Below are 14,695 nucleotides of genomic sequence, written 5' to 3'. Positions count from 1 at the left end.
CTTCAGTATCGGCCCCACACCCTCGACGGCTTCATAGCCGGCACCGGCCTCACCCTCGACACACCAACCTCACCCTGAAACGCCGAAGTCAGTAATGGCGAGGCGCCGCCGGTCGGAGATGAGCATGGCCGTGTTGGCCTGGAAGCAGTCGAAGTAGCCCTGTCCGCGGAACCAGTCGGCGGTCTCGGCATCCGGGCCGTCGACCGCCAGGGAGTAGACGGTTACGTGATCGCGGATGTCGGGGTAGCGCCCCTTCAGGAGAAGACCGTTGGTGTGCAGGTTTGTCTCGAAGCCGGCGGAGTAGGCGTGCCGGAGGGCGAGCTCCAGATGGTTTTCGTACGGCATCACGGGGTCGCCGCCGGTGAAGACGATCCGGTGCGCCTCCGACTCGGATCGGAGGCGGTCGATGACACGGACGACCGTGTCCGCGTCGGCCTTGACGCGGTTGCGCTCGCGGTAGCAGAAGCGGCACACACCCGGTGAGGACGAGGTGGGGGCCAAGTCCCAGGCGTTGCAGTCAGTGTTGAGAACCAGGTGGATGATGCCCAGTTCGTCGTGGGTCAGCATGTGGCCTTCTCCCTGTCGGACGCGGAGGTTACGGAGGCCGGATGGGAGTCCCGGCGAAGCAGTGCCTCAAGCGCGAGGGGCGAGCCGCCGGTGAGGCGGACGAAGCGGAGCAGTGTGTCCAATCCCGCGCCGGCGTGGAGGATGGTGAGCGCGGTGTCGAGCCCCGCCTGGAGAGTCGGGACCACGCGAGCCGTCAGGAGAAGCAGGGCCGCGTTGAGGGCGACTGCGTCGCGAGCGGGCGAGGTGTCCCGGCCGGCCAGGACACGCACCGCAGCGGCCACGTTCGAGTGGGGGTCGGCGTGCTGAGCGATGCAACTCAGGTTTCGGGGCATGGACGCCGCGGCTCGCGTCACGTCGCCAGCGAGAGTGTGGTCCTCCCGGCTGTCGCTGATCCGGCAGGCACGAACCGTGGTCCCTGGGAGGAGTTCGTCGACCTGGAGCGTCGTGTCGGCGGAGGAATTGACGACAGTCGCGTCTGGGAGCCCGAGCCGGGAAAGGAGCCGTGCGGAGACGCGGACCGCGGGGTGCGAGAGTCCGTAGACATAGGCTGCGCAGACCACGGGGCTCAACAGCGCGGGGAAGGCCAGGCTCAGGGCGTGGACCGCCTGGAACCTGCCTCCGTAGCGCCGGTCGAACTCGGGCACCCGGTGCTCGATGGAGAAGAAGCCGAATCCGCAATCGGCTGCGATGCCAACCATTTCTCCATGCGGCACTGCCTCGATCTCCGCGCCGACGAGGTCGATGAAGTCCCGGGACCCGGTCTTGGAGGAGGCACTGCGAGAGCCGAGCTTGGCGATGTGTGCCCCGCCTGTGGCCGCGACAAGCGCGGCGCTCGAACTCAGGTTGATCGTCTTGAGGGTCTTCTTCCCGCTGCCGGTGTAACCGACGAACCGAAGCCCCTCAGGCGGTCGGTGGAAGTCCCAGCCGGCCCGGTCCAGGTTGGTGGCGGCGCGGATGGCGGCCTCTACTTCTCCGATCCTTGGGCCGCGTAATAACAGACCGGTCAGGATGCTGCCGAGCATCACATCGCGTGTATTGCCGGCCGGGAGTTCGAGGACGGCGAGGATTCCCTCGTGGACCTCATGAGGTTCGATCGTGACGCGAGAGTTGATCTTGTGGATCAGCGGAGGGATGGAGACGGTCATGATCGTGGCTCCAAGGAGTCAGGTGTTTGAGGTCAGCAGGACTTTGAACGGGCGGTGATCGTCCTGGCGCCGCAGCGCCTTCAGCGCCTGCGGTAGTTCGCACAGGGGATAGCGGTCTCGCGTCAGCAGGTCGGCCCATGCTCCGCCTTGGCTGAGAAGAGCGAGGGCGTCGCGGAAGTCGTCGCGGCCGTTGGCGCGGCAGTACGAGAAGGAGCCACGCAGGGTTACCGAGCGACGGAAGAGGTCGCGGAGCGGTAGGGAGAGGGTGACGTCCGGGGCGTAGGCGTTCTGCACGAGTACCGTTCCTCCGTCCCGGACCGCTGCGGCGGCCTGGCGTAAGGGGGAATCGTCGTGCCCGGCAGCAGCGTCAACGACGGCATCACATGGCGGTAGAGCGGTGTGGTGCACGGTGAGGCGCGGACCGGTGAGGGCTGATTTCAGCTCGCTGTGCCTCGTGGTAGACCGGGCCGCGAGGTGGACGTCCCACCCGGCGGCGGAGGCACAGATCGCCGTACAGATCCCAAGCGAACCGGCGCCGAGGACCCCGAGACGCCCGGGGCGGCTTTGCATTCCGCAGCGGACGCCGTGCAGGGCCACCGCCATGGGATCGGCCAGAATGCCGTGGGCGGGGTCTCGGAGGCTGGGGAGCTTCACCACGCTGGATTCCGGGACCCGAATGAGCTCGGCGAGACCACCGGGAAGATCCCATCCGACGCGCTGCAGATCCGGACACAGGTCCGTTCGCCCGTGCTGGCAGTCACGGCATGAGTCGCACCCGATCAGCGGGTCGATGGCGACCCAGTCACCAGATCGGGCTTCCCTGCCGACGATCTCGTGCCCTGGGAACCACGGCGTAGGTATCGAGCCGCCCCAGGCGGGGTGGAGCTTGGGGACATCGCTGCCACAGACGCCCGCGTACCGGACATGAACGAGAGCCGTGCCACGGGTGGAACCGGAGACGTGTGAGTCCGGGGCTTCCGCAAGCTGTGGAACACCCCCGCGAACCCTCCATGCACGCGGTGCCGCATTCATAGGGCCCACCCGCCGGCCAGCGCCGCGGGCAGAGACTCCACTGCCGGTAAGGACCCTCCGGACCAAGGCGTCTCACCAAAAGCGAGGCGGTGTGATCCGCCCCGGCGTGTCACACGCAAGGGCCTCATCCCCGACCGCTGAGCCCCTGCCAGTTCGTCACCGCCACCGTCCCCGCAGTAGACGGTGTTACCCGGTGCTACGCCGAGCCGCACCAGTACTCGGTCGAAGAGACTGGGGGCCGGCTTCACCGCGCCTTTCCAGCAACTGAACAACGCCACCTCGAAGTACGAGGCGAGGTCCGACGCGTTCCAGGCCTCAGCGATGTCCGGGGAAGCATCGCTGAGCAGTGCCAGACGAAGCCCAGAGCGCCGCAACTCGGCCAGCGCCCGACAGACCGACTCGTCGGTGCCCAGCCGGGTGGCTGCGAGTCGACGAAACACCGATGCCGCGCTGGCCACGTGGTCCGCGGATGCACCGCATCGCTCGACGAGATACGCGGCGAGAGCGGCTCCCGAGCGTAACGTCCCGTCATGCCGGACCCGCCAGCTCCTGGAAAGTGCTACGTCGACGGTCTCCCTGGCGACACCGAGTGCGAAGGAGAGCTCAATCACCGCGGCAGCGCGTTCGGTGATGTCCGGTGCGGCGACAAGTGTCCCGAACAGGTCAAGCACAACAGCTCCGGTGCCATCCGCCGCCCGTGAGCTGTCCGGCCCATGCGGAGCCTCTTCTGTGCGGGTTGCAGCAACTGAGTTCAGTCGCGGCAGCGACAACGTGCTGCACGACGACATGGTTGGCGGGTAGTGCAAGTCGAGACTCCCTCACCTGTGTTGGGCGAGCCCGTCCGCGGCACGGAAGCACTGGCAGTCCGCAGGCTTCACGGCAAATGCGATGTGGGCGGGGCGTGTTGTGAGGAGACGATTCCATCGGTCAGGGGATGGGCAGCGGACAAACTGTCCTGAGCGATCTTCCGCACACCCCTTGACCAGAGGCCGCATGCCATGTAATAGACATAAGGATGAGACTTATTGAACATCTTGGATAATCTGCACCATTTTACCGAGATCCGCATCGTCTGAGTGGCTCAGCCACAGCTGGCGGGTCTGAGCCACTCAGTGGCGTGGAAATGAACTCTTTCCGCAGCTCATCGCAAGGCTGGACATCGTACGTACGCTGGTCGGAGTGCTCCGTCGCGAAGGGACTGTTCCACCCATGAGTGAAAACCTGACGCTGGGAGACCGTCTCCGTATCGCCCGAAAGACACGGAATCTGTCTGCCGCCCAACTGGCACACAAAGTCGCGATCTCACCCAGCTACGTACAGAAGCTCGAGTCCGGTGTGCGCAAGGCATCACCCTCGCTTGTCCTGGCGCTCGCCAAGGCACTTCGTTTCGGCCCGGAGGTCCTGACCGGGCAGCCGTACTACGGTGAACCCGAGGCCGAAGACGGCGTGCATGCCGTGATACCCGAGCTACGCAGGATCATGCTCTGCTACGACACCCCTGATGACCTGGAGACCGCGCCCAGGTCCTTGCCCGTGCTCGCCTCCGAGATGGACCAGGTAGCCGCTCTCCGTCGGGATGCGCGCTATGCACCAATGGGCCCCTCCTCCCGGCAGTCATCACAGAACTGACGCACGTCGCCCTGCAGGGCCGCAACGGCGAGCGGGAAAAAGCATATGGTCACCTCGCTCGCGCCTACCGAGCAGTGAACTCCCTTGCGCACAAGCTGGGGCACCACGACCTGTCCAGCACAGCGCTCGAACGCGTTCGCTGGGCCGCCGACCGCTCAGGCGACCCCTTGTTGCAGTTCACCGCCAGTTACCTCGTCGTGGGCGCGATGCTGCGACAGGGGGCCTACGCGTCGGGACGCCGCAAGCTGTTGGCGCTGCGCCACGAGCTCGAACGGATGCAACCCGAGCGCTCGTACGCCAACGGCGCCCTCGCCATCGACGGTGCCCTCCTGCTGAAGCTGGCCGTGCTGGAAGCTCGGGAGAACAACGCGGACCGCGCCGACGCCTACCTCCGCGAGGCAGAGAGCGTCGCGCGCATGGCCGACAACCGCGACTCCCTCGCCTACGAGATGTCATTCGGCCCCACGAACATCCGTATACACGAGGTGCACACCCTGATCGACATGGGGGACGTGGAGCAGGCACTCGCACGTCTCACCCAGTGGTCTGGCGCCCCGGGACAGGAGTGGACGCCACCGGCCTCAACTGTGGGAGAACGCTCCAGCCACCACTTCATTGACGTCGCCTCGGCGAAACTGGCCGTAGGTGACAGGCGCGGCGCATTCGCGGACCTCGGGCGAGCGCGGAAGGTTGCTCCTAACCACACCCGCTTCCATCCGTCGGCCCGGGAGACGTCGGCCGCACTCCTGCGCATGGACACGCGCCCGTCCAACGAGCTGGCGGCCTTCGGGAGATGGGCGGGCATTACCACAGCCTAGTGTTCCCGTACGGCGTTCCCGTGCACTCGCCCCCAGACAATCTGTCCGTGCACGGCACTGGCCACGTGGAATGGTCTCCTCACCAGCCTTTGCGAGGAGACCATTTCATGTCCGTGGATCGTCCCCCTTCTCCCGGGGTCCCGCCGCGATGGATGCCGATCGGCGACGACCCCGACGTCTGCTCGGTCGGACAGTGGTGGGACGTTGTCCGAATATCCGAATTCGTTGGCCGCCGAGCCATCGAGATCCTCCAGGCGGAGGGCAAGCCCGTGGGACCGGTGGTATTCGGCGACGAGGGTACCGAGCTGCGCATATGTGTCCTGGTTCCCATTGGCACGGCCACGACCTGGCAAGAGCCGAACACTGTGGCGCTTGGGCCGCGATGCCACCTCGTCGTACCTCCTCTTGACGCCACCGCTCCGCCCGGACTGCACTGGCACGTACTGCCCACCAGTCCCCGGCTCTTGACGCGACCGACGGCCTTGAGCAGAGCGATTGGCCGAGCGCGCAGGGAAGAGCGCGGAGCTTCCGGTACCGCGTAGGGCCTCTTCACGCTTCCCTCGTCCTATTTGGCTGCCGCCATCACGGCACTGCTGGGCCGACCGGCACACAGCAGTCCAGTCGCGGCAGCGCCACAGCGGTCCCGGACTGTGGGAACGCATGCCCCCTGGAGAGCTTCCGTGGTTGTCAATGTCTCCGCCGTCGTGCTGCTCGCGATTCTCGGCATCCTGCTCGTCAAGAAGAGAGGGTTGAAGGCCGGGCACGCCATCGTGTGCACTTTGCTGGGCTTCTATCTGGCGAGTTCCTCAGTCGCGCCGACGATCTCCGAGATCGCAGCGGACGTCGCGCGCCTGATCAGCGGGATCAAGTTCTAGACCGGATGCCAGCGCCCGGCGGCCCCTACTCCAGCCTGACAGCAACCCCTTGCCCATCTCCATCGATCCCCCGCTCCCGAGGAATCATCCGATGACCGAAGAATCCATGACGCCCCGCCACGGTGCGGTCGAGAGCATCAGGCGTCTGCCTTCCATGCCGCAGGCCGCAGACGGTGGCCGCTTAGCTTGCGAGGCGTGCTGATGCGCCCGGTTTACCACCCCGCCGGCACCGACGAGGCACTCGGCTTCACGTTGGTCGAGTTGCAGGCAGGCCGGTGGCGGCCGGCGCGTGACTTGCTGGCGGCAACTGGTGGACGGTGGGGGCTGCGAACGTCGCGTACGCAGGTTCTGGCAGTCACTGCAGCCCGTTTTCCGATGTGGTGGGTGTGTGGCTGACGGAGGAGCCGACCAGCTACGACGCCCAGGTGATGCGTGCCCGGGTGGCGGTGGAGCGAGCCGTTCGGGCCCACCACCAGCAGCACCCAAGCGCTGCGGCGCGGGAGGGGGCAGCGCGGCATGCGGCCCAGCTGGCGGCGCGCCGGGAGCCGCGGGAGCCGGTGCCGTGGGTGTGCCTGCTCGCCCACGCACCCGGTACCGGTGAACCGGGCGCCGCCAGTTGCCGATGAGGTCCGTCCAGGGTTCGGTCGGCGGTGCCTCAGATCGGTGTGAGGGATCGCCACTTCTCTCGTGAAGAACTACTGACGGATCGGTGGCGAGAGGGTGGCCGATGGCAGGTGTGAGGCCGAAAGGCCATGTCAACCCGCTCCCGTGACAGCCGGGTTGGGTGCATGCGGCGCCATCGCGGGCGTCCGGGGAGGCGAAGATCCGGTGATAGCATCCCGACATCTGTGATCTTGATCCATTGTGACGCAGACGCTGATGTGTGATCGGCGGCATGCTCTCCGCGTAACCGCAGGTGAACCGTGCCGATCAGCTGTGTTGCGGGGCCTCGCAAGGTGTATCTGCAGCCGTCCGCATGCCACGCGCCGGGAAAGGTTTCCATGAATCGAGACGCACTTGTGTGGTGCTTGGTTGCGGTGGCGGCGATAGCCGTTGTCGCGATCGTGGCACTCGTCGCCCGCAACAGAGCGCTGGCGGCGAGGAAGGAGCACACCGAGGCCGACCTGAGACACCAGATAGTCACGGCGGACAGCCATCTGCACGCGTCGCGCGCCGAGTTGCAGAGGTTCCGCGGCGAGCAGGACGCCACGCTCCGCGAAGCCAAGGAAGCGGCGGAGGAGAACACCAAGGCCGTCCTCAAGGGTGCCGCCAGCCTCCTGCAGAGCCTCGCGGCCGAGCAGACGACACTCCTGGACGGCGTCCAGCGCAAGTACGGCGGACACGCCGTCCTCAGCGATCTGTTGGACGTCAACCACGCCAACGCCCAGATGGCGCGCAAGGCTCAGGGCATCGCCGTCATGTGCGGGGCGCCGCTCGGCCGTCGCAACAGGCCCGCCAGCGTCTACGACGTGGTGCGCAGTGCCCAGGGCCAGATCCGCAACTTCCACCGGGTCGCCATCATGCAGCAGACCAGTCTGGCCCTGAAGGCGTCCGCGGTCGCGCCCGTCGCCCTCGCCGTGGCGGAGCTGCTCGACAACGCCGCCAGCTTCTCGCAGCACGACGCGCCGATCGAGGTGACGTTCCAGCGCGTCCAGAACAACCTGTGCATCGTCATCGACGACGCCGGTGTCAGCATGAACGACGAAGAGCGGCAGCGGGCGACCGCGCTGCTCTCCGGAGAAGTCGCCCCCCGTCTGTCGCAGCTCGGGACGCAGCCGAAGTTCGGCTTCCCGGTCATCGGCCTGATCGCGCGTCAGCACGGCTTCAAGGTCGACGTCACCGGAGTCTCCCGGTACGGCGGCGTCAGGGCCGTCGTCCTCTTGCCCGAGGAGCTGTGGACCATGGAGGAGATACCGCCCGCCCAGGAGGCTCCGGTCAGCGACATCCGGCGTGCCACCGAGAGCCGGCCCCAGAGCGCGATGTCGCGCACGATGCACGGTCTGCCCAAGCGCGGCGCACGCCAGGCCCCCATCGCGAGCGTCCCCGATCCCGATCCCGACACCGTCCCGCCGGTGCCACGGACCCCGGGGGAGACAGGCCGCGCTTCCGGGCGCAGCCTGGGGGCCTTCCAGCGCGGCACGCTCTCCGGCCGCGACCTTGACGCCACCTCGTTCGAAGGGCCCGAAGACGCATGACCGCAGACCTGTCGTGGATGCTCGAGGACATCGTGCACAACGTGCCCCGTGCACGGCACGCCGTCCTGCTGTCCGCGGACGGCCTTCCCCGCGGCGCGACGGAAGGCCTGGCCGAGAAGGACGTGCGCACCATCTCCGCGGCCATGGCCGGGATGCAGTCGCTCAGCCGGGCGACGGCCCACTTCGCCGGACCGGAGGAGGACCGGCAGTGGAACCAGACCGTCATCGAGTTCTCGCACGGCTGGAGCTTCCTGATCGGGGCCGGGCAGGGCTCCTACCTCGCCGCCGCGGCCGGGCCCGATGTGGACATGCAGCAGATCTCCTTCCGCATGCACCGCCTGGTCGCCCGGCTGGGCAACAACCTCACCTCGCCGCCGCGGGTGCGCGCCGAGGACGCCGGAGGTCCGCGGGGGAACGCCCCCCGGCAGCAGGGCTCCGGTGACGCGGGATTCGTCCTCGGCGCGCTCGACCAGGTGATGTCCGAGGTCAGGGGTGCCCGCCACGCCGTGCTGCTGGGATCGGACGGCCTTCCCCGCGGGGCGACCACCGGGATGAGCCGCGACCTCGCGGATACGATCTCGGCGGCCATGACGGGCATCCACGCCTACAGCCGGGTCACCTCCCAGTTCGCGGGGGGCAGCGAGGACGCGGAATGGCGTCAGACGGTCATCGAGTTCCAGCACGGCTGGATCTTCCTGATGGCGGCCGGCCCCGATGCCCTGCTGGCCGCTGCCGCCGAACACGACTGCGACATAGAACAGTTCACCACGCGTCTGCACGAGGTGGTTCCCGGACTGACCGCGGCGGCGACACCGGGGAAGGGGACAGGCCGTGCCTGAGGGGTTCGAACAGGGTGAAGAGCTGGAACTGACGTCTCCGTTAGTCCCCCTCTTCGTGATCACGAACGGACGGGCGCTGCCCCCGGACCACGAGTACGAGCACACGACGCTCGTGACGGCGGCGGCGGAGAACGGGCAGATCGCGGCGCGCACGCTGTCCCCGGAAGCGGGGCAGGTCATGGACCTGGTCGCGAACGGCTTCCTGTCCGTGGCCGAGGTGGCGGGGCACACGCACCTGCCCCTGGGCATCGTCCGCATCCTGCTGGCGCAGTTGGAGGAGGACAGTCTCATCCTCGCGAGGACCCCGATACCGCGCGCCGAACGTGTCGACAGAGAACTGGTCAGCGCCGTGCTCGAAGGCCTGAAGAATCGATTCGGAGCGTAACGCGTGTACCTGGATCCAGATGTCTCCCACGCGGTGAAGATCCTCATAGTGGGGCACTTCGGGGTCGGCAAGACCACCTGTATCGGCAGTCTCTCCGAGATCGAGCCCCTACGGACCGAGGAAGAGATCACCGAAGCCAGCGTGGGCTTCGATGACCTGTCGGGCACACCCGACAAGAAGACCACCACCGTCGCCATGGACTTCGGTCGGCTCACCCTCAGCGACACCCTGGTGCTCTACCTCTTCGGGACGCCCGGCCAGGAGCGCTTCAAGGAGATGTGGGAGGAGCTCTCCCGGGGCGCTCTGGGCGCGCTGGTCCTCGTCGACCCGGAGCGACTGCACGAGTCCTTCCCCGTCCTGGACCTCGTCGAACGTTTCGGCCTGACGTACGCCATCGCCGTGAACCACTTCGAGGGCACCACGCACTACCCGCTCGACGAGGTGCACGAGGCCCTGAACCTCACCGCCGAGACCCCTGTCGTGGAGTGCGACGTACGGGACGAGAACTCCTCGGCGCGTGCCCTCATCATCCTCGTGAAACACCTCATGTCCCAACTCGGCTAGGAGCGCAGGAATGCAACAGCCACGTGAACCGCAGGAGATACCCCCCGGCTGCCCCGCGCACGGGAACGTCCAGATGTACGGCCCCTCGTTCGGTGCCGACCCCGACAGCCACTACGCACAGCTGCGTGCGTTCGGTCTCAGTGCGCCCGTGGACATCGCCCCCGACGTCCAGGCCGAGCTCGTCACGAGCTACGACGCCGCTCTGTACGTCCTGCAGAACCCCGCCTCCTTCGTGCGCGACTCCCGCCGCTGGAACGCCCTCAATGAAGGGCGCGTCCCGGCCGACAGCCCGGCACTGCCCATGATGGGTTACCGCCCCAACGCGCTTTTCAGTGACGGTGCGGCACATGCCCGGCTGCGGGGGGCCGTCACCGACAGTCTCGCCACGGTCGACGAGCACCGGCTCATCAAGCAGACGCAGCAGTCCGCCCACTACTTGATCAGCCAGTTCAGCACCGACATCCGCGGCCAGGCGGAGCTGATGGCCGAGTACGCCCAGCCGCTGCCCCTGCTGGTCTTCAGCGACCTGTTCGGCTGCCCGCCCGAGATCGGCGACCGCGTGATCGCCGGGATCAGTGGCATCTTCGAGGGAACGCCCGGGGCCGACGAGGTGCTCGGCGGGGCGCTCACCGAGCTGATCGCCCTCAAGCGGCGGCGCCCGACGGACGATCTGACGACGCGCCTGATGGAGCACCCGGCCCAGCTGAGCGACGAGGAGGTGCTGCACCAGCTGGTCACCCTGCTCTCCGGTGGCACCGCGCCGCTGGCCGCGGCCATCGGCACCAGTAGCGCCCTGTACCTCGGGGAGGACTGGCAGGTCGGCCTCCCGGTCGAGGACGCGGTCTCCCAGACGCTCTGGAACTACGCGCCGATCGCCAACTACGCGGCCCACTACCCGACTCACGACGTCGAGCTCGGCGGCAGGGTGGTGCGGGCCAACGACCCGGTCCTCATCTCGTTCGCCGCGGCCAACACCGACCCGAAGCTGACCAAGCACCGCGAACAGCTCAGCACCAAGGCGCACCTGGCGTTCGGCGCGGGCCCGCACGCCTGCCCCGCCAAGGACCCGGCTTTCATGATCGCCGTGACTGCCGTCGAGGCACTGCTCAACCAGCTTCTCGACGTCGAGCTGCGCGTCCCGTTCAAGACGCTCACCTGGGTGCCGAGCCCGTGGAGCCGCTCGCTGGTCACCCTCCCGATCCGCTTCACCCCGAAGGCCGTCCCCCGGGCAGCCGGATCGGACGGATCGGACGGATCGAGCGCGGGCCGGCTGCCCCCGCAGCAGTCGGCCGCCGCCTCGCCCTCCCACGCCGGGCCCTCGCGTACGAACGCCGGTGTCGCGCCGCAGCCCAAGGGTGGCCTGTTCAGTCGCTTCCTGGCGTGGACCAGGGGCGAGTGAGGCAGGTGTGATTCCCGTAACCCCTTGAGTACCCGGTGACAGGGGATTCTTTAACGATCATGTGGGTATGCATGGCGGCTGGTTCTCAGGAAGGAGCCGCCATCATGGGGGTTGCCACAACTCCGTCGTACGACCGCCGGGCGTCCGCCTCCCTCTTCTCCCGTCTGCGGACGGCCGGAGGGCAGGCCGACCCCTTCCCGATCTACGCCGAACTCCTCTCGCGGGGCGAGGTGGTGCCCGCCCCCTGGGGCGGCTTCGCCGTGACGGGCTTCGCCGCCTGCGACCAGGTTCTGCGCAGTCGTCAATGGCTGGAGCCGGACAGGGGATGGCGGGAGCGCCAGGAGGCCGGGACGCGCTGGAGCGCGCCCTCCTCGCGCGAGATGAGCAACACGCTCGCCGCGCTCAACTCCCCGGACCACACCAAGGCGCGACGGGCGGCGGGCACCTTCGACCGGGCCACCGTGGAGCGCATCGGCCGCAAGGTGAACCGGACCGCGGATCGGCTCCTCGACGCCTTCACGGAGCGAATACGCACCGGCGAGGCGGACTTCTCGGCGCTGGTCTGCGAGGAGCTGCCGGTGGCCACCATAGGGGACTGGCTCGGGCTGCCGCAGGCCGACTGGCCCAGGCTCCGGCAGTTGACACACCATCAGGTCTTTACTCAGGAGCTGCTGCCGACGGCCAGCCAACTGGCGTTGTCCGACGCGGCCACGGCCGAACTCCGCACCTATTTCATGGACCTGGTGCGCGAGCGGCGCGCCCACCCCGGCGATGACCCCGTCACCCGGTGGACCCGGACGTGGGACGCGATCGAGCCCGACCAGGACAAGGCCGACGAGGCGGTCTACTTCCTGGTGCTGTTCGTCCTGCTGGCCGCCCTGGAGACCACCGCGACCCTCCTCTCCACGATGACGCTCCGGCTCGTCGAAAGCCCCGGACGCTGGGACATGGTCGCCGACGACCCGGGCCTCGTAGCCGGATTCGTGGAGGAGACGCTCCGCCACGACCCGCCTACGCACGTGATCAGCAGGGTCGCATCACAGGACTCCGTGCTGGGAGGCATCGAGATCCGCCGCGACGAGATGGTCCACCTCATGATCGGAGCGGCCCACCGGGACCCGGCCAGACACAGCGACCCGGACCGGTTCGACCCCGAACGCACGCCCGACCACCTCGCGTTCAGCGGCGGCATCCACTACTGCCTCGGCGCGCCGCTGGCCCGCCTCGAAGCCCAGACCCTTCTCCGCCAACTGATCCGGCGCCTTCCCCGCCTCACCCTCGTACGCCCCCCGTCGATGGCGCCCCGCGTGGCGTTCCGGCGCCTGCTGAACCTGGACGTAGCACTCGCATGACCGAATCCACCCCCGCACCCGCCCCTGCCACCGCCCCCGCACGCGCCCGGACCGCTCCCAAGGCGATACGTACCGAGCAGGACGGACCCGTACTGCATGTCCGTCTCAACCCCTGGGGGCAGGAGGACCTGGTGGACACCGCGGTCCTCGACGACCTCACCACCCTGCTCGACGACCTCCACGAGAGACCCGACGTCCGGATCCTGACGCTGTCGTCACTGGGCCGGGACTTCTGCCTGGGGGCCGACCGCGACGAGTACCAGGAGGCGTTGGCCGCCGACCCGTCCGGGGTGGGCCTGCGGCGCATCGCCGACAAGGCGCACCGCCTGTGCCAGGCCCTGGAGAACACCCACGCGGTCACCATCGCCCGGCTGCACGGGCGGGTCATCGGCGCGGGTCTCGCCCTCGCCTCCTTCTGCGATCTGCGCGCCGGTGCCGACACCAGCCGCTTTCGCATGCCGGAGGTCGGCATAGGGCTACCGCCGGCGTGGGGCGGGGCGATGGGACGCCTGGTCTCCGAGGTCGGCGCCTCCCGGATTCGCGAGCTCATGCTCACCTGCGACGTCTTCGACGCCGACACGGCCCACCGCATCGGTCTGCTCCACCGGACCGCCCCGCTCGACGAGCTGGACAAGGTGATCGATTCCTGGACCAGGCCCCTCGTGCGACGCTCGCCCGAAGCACTCGTCCTGACCAAACGGATGCTGGCCGGCTACGCACGGGCGGACAGGACGGCAGACGTCTCCCTGCTCGACTCCCACCTCCTGGCCGCCACTCTCCACCGGCACCCAAGGGGATGATCCCTCCCAGGCCCTGTTCCAGGGAGGAAGGGCGCGTTTCCTGGCATGGGCGCGGGGCGGTGCGCATGGGGTTGCACCTTCCGTAGCGGCATGTGGTGCGGTGGACCTACGTCCCGGTCCCTTGAGGAAAGGTCCCTGTTCATGCACGCGTCTTTCATGCCACCCCGCCAGGTCAAGATCGGTGACGCGGCGGCCTTCGTCGGCAGCACGCCGCGGGCGATTCGCCATTACCACGAGATCGGTCTGCTCCCCGAGCCCGAGCGGGGCGGCGACGGCCGCCGCCGCTACGGGTACGAGGACATGATCCGCCTGCTGTGGATTCGCAAGACGGCCGACGCCGGGATCGCCCTGGACGACATCCGTGACGCCTTTACCACCGGCACGGCTTCCGCCGGTGCGGACAGCGGAGAAGGTATCGCGGGCATCCTGGGGCGGTTGGAGGAAACCCTCGCCGAGCAGGAGGCGGAAGTGCGGCGGCAACGGGCCGCCGTGCGGCGGATGCGCACCGAAGGCAGCCGGATGGGCCTGCTCTCCGACTTCGTCACCGAACGCCTCAAGAGCCTGCCCGAAGGCTCCCTGCGTCAGGCGGACCTGGACAGTCTGCTGGTCACCGAGCGGATTCTCGGCCCGCTCGGCGCGGCCGTCCAGGCCACCCGCTTCATCGCCCTGGCCACGCATCCCACTCTGCGGGAGGACTCCGACCGCATCGATGACGCCGAGGAGGCACTCGACGACAGCGTCGCCGTCGATGATCCACGGGTGGCTCACGTGGCCGTCGAACGGCACGCCTTCGAAAGCGCCCTACAGGCCGTCATCGAGGAGTCCGGCCTGGACGAGGACGACGACGCCCTCTTCGACGCCTGGGACACCCTGCACCCCGCTACCGCCGATGGCGGCGAGGACGAGGCCGGCCTGAGTGCTGGCAGGCGGGAGGCCGGCTCCATGAGCGCGTTCGAAGCCATCGGCAAGATGCCCTACGACTTCTCCCCGGCCCGCCTGCGCTGTATGGAACTGGCCGAAGAACTCTCCGCCCAAGACTCGCCCGCTGCCTAGAACACGGCCCGGTGCTGTCGTCTGCGGGCCGTCCGGACCGCC

At 68.2% G+C, this 14,695-nt stretch carries 15 protein-coding genes and 1 pseudogene; 11 read left to right on the top strand and 5 right to left on the bottom strand.

From position 1 onward, the window contains the following. Positions 1-69 precede the first annotated feature (69 nt). The 5 genes and pseudogenes from ACIA5F_RS29075 to ACIA5F_RS29055 form a co-directional block, all read right to left on the bottom strand. Positions 70-567 carry a radical SAM protein gene (locus tag ACIA5F_RS29075; protein WP_399358087.1) on the bottom strand — a complete coding sequence of 166 codons (498 nt, stop codon included), beginning with the start codon at positions 565-567 and terminating at the stop codon, positions 70-72. Then, a complete protein-coding gene (locus ACIA5F_RS29070; RefSeq protein WP_399358085.1) occupies positions 561-1,712 on the bottom strand; it encodes a hypothetical protein in 1,152 nt (383 codons plus the stop codon). Before ACIA5F_RS29070 ends, ACIA5F_RS29075 begins: the two co-directional genes overlap by 7 nt. A gap of 18 nt (positions 1,713-1,730) precedes the next feature. After that, positions 1,731-2,006 (bottom strand): hypothetical protein, encoded by a 276-nt coding sequence (locus ACIA5F_RS29065; RefSeq protein WP_399358089.1) that lies wholly within the window; start codon positions 2,004-2,006, stop codon positions 1,731-1,733. Between the two features lie 360 nt (positions 2,007-2,366). Next, positions 2,367-2,744, bottom strand: a pseudogene (locus ACIA5F_RS29060) (alcohol dehydrogenase catalytic domain-containing protein); the annotation flags it as partial. Beyond that, positions 2,741-3,415: an HAD family hydrolase gene (locus ACIA5F_RS29055; protein WP_399358083.1), complete on the bottom strand. Its 675-nt coding sequence runs from the start codon at positions 3,413-3,415 to the stop codon at positions 2,741-2,743. The gene ACIA5F_RS29055 and the pseudogene ACIA5F_RS29060, both read right to left, overlap by 4 nt. Before the next feature lie 538 nt (positions 3,416-3,953). Between ACIA5F_RS29055 and ACIA5F_RS29050 the strand changes: the two genes are divergently transcribed. The 11 genes from ACIA5F_RS29050 (at position 3,954) to ACIA5F_RS29000 (ending at position 14,653) form a co-directional block, all read left to right on the top strand. Then, positions 3,954-4,373: a helix-turn-helix domain-containing protein gene (locus tag ACIA5F_RS29050; protein WP_399358081.1), complete on the top strand. Its 420-nt coding sequence runs from the start codon at positions 3,954-3,956 to the stop codon at positions 4,371-4,373. A 74-nt stretch (positions 4,374-4,447) separates the two neighbouring features. Continuing rightward, positions 4,448-5,191 (top strand): hypothetical protein, encoded by a 744-nt coding sequence (locus tag ACIA5F_RS29045; protein WP_399358079.1) that lies wholly within the window; start codon positions 4,448-4,450, stop codon positions 5,189-5,191. 680 nt (positions 5,192-5,871) lie between these two features. After that, complete coding sequence (locus tag ACIA5F_RS29040) at positions 5,872-6,066, top strand: hypothetical protein (RefSeq protein WP_399358077.1); 195 nt, start codon at positions 5,872-5,874, stop codon at positions 6,064-6,066. A 1,001-nt stretch (positions 6,067-7,067) separates the two neighbouring features. Further along, positions 7,068-8,261, top strand: coding sequence for an ATP-binding protein (locus ACIA5F_RS29035; RefSeq protein WP_399358075.1), 1,194 nt, complete (start codon positions 7,068-7,070; stop codon positions 8,259-8,261). Further along, a complete protein-coding gene (locus ACIA5F_RS29030; protein ID WP_399358073.1) occupies positions 8,258-9,100 on the top strand; it encodes a roadblock/LC7 domain-containing protein in 843 nt (280 codons plus the stop codon). The genes ACIA5F_RS29035 and ACIA5F_RS29030 overlap by 4 nt, the downstream gene beginning before the upstream one ends. Continuing rightward, positions 9,093-9,485 carry a DUF742 domain-containing protein gene (locus tag ACIA5F_RS29025; protein WP_399358071.1) on the top strand — a complete coding sequence of 131 codons (393 nt, stop codon included), beginning with the start codon at positions 9,093-9,095 and terminating at the stop codon, positions 9,483-9,485. The genes ACIA5F_RS29030 and ACIA5F_RS29025 overlap by 8 nt, the downstream gene beginning before the upstream one ends. Positions 9,486-9,488: 3 nt before the next feature. Beyond that, a complete protein-coding gene (locus tag ACIA5F_RS29020; protein ID WP_399358069.1) occupies positions 9,489-10,049 on the top strand; it encodes a GTP-binding protein in 561 nt (186 codons plus the stop codon). A gap of 10 nt (positions 10,050-10,059) precedes the next feature. Next, positions 10,060-11,448, top strand: a complete 1,389-nt coding sequence (locus tag ACIA5F_RS29015; protein ID WP_399358067.1) for a cytochrome P450 — start codon at positions 10,060-10,062, stop codon at positions 11,446-11,448. A 104-nt stretch (positions 11,449-11,552) separates the two neighbouring features. Continuing rightward, complete coding sequence (locus tag ACIA5F_RS29010) at positions 11,553-12,800, top strand: cytochrome P450 (protein WP_399358065.1); 1,248 nt, start codon at positions 11,553-11,555, stop codon at positions 12,798-12,800. Beyond that, the gene (locus ACIA5F_RS29005; protein ID WP_399358063.1) at positions 12,797-13,600 is read left to right on the top strand and encodes an enoyl-CoA hydratase/isomerase family protein; all 804 of its coding nucleotides are present in this window, start codon (positions 12,797-12,799) and stop codon (positions 13,598-13,600) included. The genes ACIA5F_RS29010 and ACIA5F_RS29005 overlap by 4 nt, the downstream gene beginning before the upstream one ends. A 141-nt stretch (positions 13,601-13,741) precedes the next feature. After that, a complete protein-coding gene (locus tag ACIA5F_RS29000) occupies positions 13,742-14,653 on the top strand; it encodes a MerR family transcriptional regulator (protein WP_399358061.1) in 912 nt (303 codons plus the stop codon). Positions 14,654-14,695: the final 42 nt, after the last annotated feature.

This window comes from Streptomyces sp. NPDC051567, from assembly GCF_044454165.1.
In the GTDB taxonomy this organism is placed as follows: Bacteria; Actinomycetota; Actinomycetes; order Streptomycetales; family Streptomycetaceae; genus Streptomyces.
The sequence above is the reverse complement of the archived record's forward strand: the minus strand, read 5'-3'. Positions and strand labels throughout refer to the sequence as shown.

Coding starts and splice junctions, on each gene's coding strand:
- ACIA5F_RS29075 (WP_399358087.1), bottom strand. CDS start 567: ATGCTGACCCACGACGAACTGGGCATCATCCACCTGGTTCTCAACACT.
- ACIA5F_RS29070 (WP_399358085.1), bottom strand. CDS start 1,712: ATGACCGTCTCCATCCCTCCGCTGATCCACAAGATCAACTCTCGCGTC.
- ACIA5F_RS29050 (WP_399358081.1), top strand. CDS start 3,954: ATGAGTGAAAACCTGACGCTGGGAGACCGTCTCCGTATCGCCCGAAAG.
- ACIA5F_RS29035 (WP_399358075.1), top strand. CDS start 7,068: ATGAATCGAGACGCACTTGTGTGGTGCTTGGTTGCGGTGGCGGCGATA.
- ACIA5F_RS29030 (WP_399358073.1), top strand. CDS start 8,258: ATGACCGCAGACCTGTCGTGGATGCTCGAGGACATCGTGCACAACGTG.
- ACIA5F_RS29015 (WP_399358067.1), top strand. CDS start 10,060: ATGCAACAGCCACGTGAACCGCAGGAGATACCCCCCGGCTGCCCCGCG.
- ACIA5F_RS29010 (WP_399358065.1), top strand. CDS start 11,553: ATGGGGGTTGCCACAACTCCGTCGTACGACCGCCGGGCGTCCGCCTCC.
- ACIA5F_RS29005 (WP_399358063.1), top strand. CDS start 12,797: ATGACCGAATCCACCCCCGCACCCGCCCCTGCCACCGCCCCCGCACGC.
- ACIA5F_RS29000 (WP_399358061.1), top strand. CDS start 13,742: ATGCACGCGTCTTTCATGCCACCCCGCCAGGTCAAGATCGGTGACGCG.